This is a genomic window from Rhodopirellula maiorica SM1, from assembly GCF_000346295.1.
Taxonomy (GTDB): Bacteria; Planctomycetota; Planctomycetia; order Pirellulales; family Pirellulaceae; genus Novipirellula; species Novipirellula maiorica.
Map to the genome: position 1 here is coordinate 1 of NZ_ANOG01000211.1, position 948 is coordinate 948.

1 protein-coding gene is annotated in these 948 nt (G+C 53.1%); it reads left to right on the forward strand.

Features of this window, described 5'->3' with window-relative positions; genetic code table 11:
- Window positions 1–34: 34 nt before the first annotated feature.
- On the forward strand, window positions 35–948 hold a 914-nt coding region (locus RMSM_RS06490), incomplete at its 3' end, for an alpha/beta hydrolase (protein ID WP_008693243.1).

A 948-nucleotide genomic window follows, 5' to 3' on the forward strand; every position in this document is an offset into this window, starting at 1 on the left:
GGTTCCTTGAGTTCCTTTCAGTTTAAGGACTCGCGTGGCCCCCAAAACCCAGGCCACCTCAGCGGGTGGTCGCTGGAGCAGCATCAAACATTTGGATGCTGATGCGAGTGATTCTGTGGACCTGGAGGAGCTTAAGAAATGTCCAGTTCCCAAGCTCCCGACTAAGGGAGAGAAACGGCTGAATGTTCTCTACAAAAATCTACCTGAAGAAAGCTTGTATCTTGATTTCTATTATCCTCCAGGTGTTCCCAAGGGAGATCTCCCTGTAGTGGTCTTCACCCACGGCGGTGGCTGGGGAGCTGGGAGCAAGGAGGGGGCGGCGCAGGGATCTCATAAGGAACTGTTTCTTAAAGTACTGGATGAGGGGTTTTGCGTGGCGGCGGTGAATTACCGGCTGGTAGGGATGTATGAAAACAGTTACGTCCCTGAGTGCGTAATAGACTGCAAGGATGCCGTGCGCTTTCTTGCTAAGAATGCGGAGGATTTTGGGATCAATCCGAAGAAGTTCTACTCGATCGGGAATTCTGCGGGAGGGCATCTCTCGATGATGTTGCTTTTGTCACCGCGCGACGAGCAACTGGGTGCTCCGGAACTCGCCGATGCAGAGTATGAAATGGTCGCCGGCGTATCATGGTATGGCTGGGCGAACCAAGAGCTGGAAGAGCTTTTCATCAAGCCGAACAAGGAAAATGATCAGCCACTCCGCAATAACCACTCGCGGATATGCCGCCCAGGGCTTACGCCAGCAGAGCGCAAGGACATCATCCATGAAATGAGTCCCAGTTCGTGGCTAACAAAAGAGAGCCCGCCCCTATTCATGCTCCACGGAACTGAGGACACCACCATCATTCCCAAGCATGCGTATTGGATGAAGGATCTCGCCCAAAAACGGGGTGCCGACGTAGAAATTCTGATCGTAGATGGCGCAGGGCATGGCTGGGGTAACAA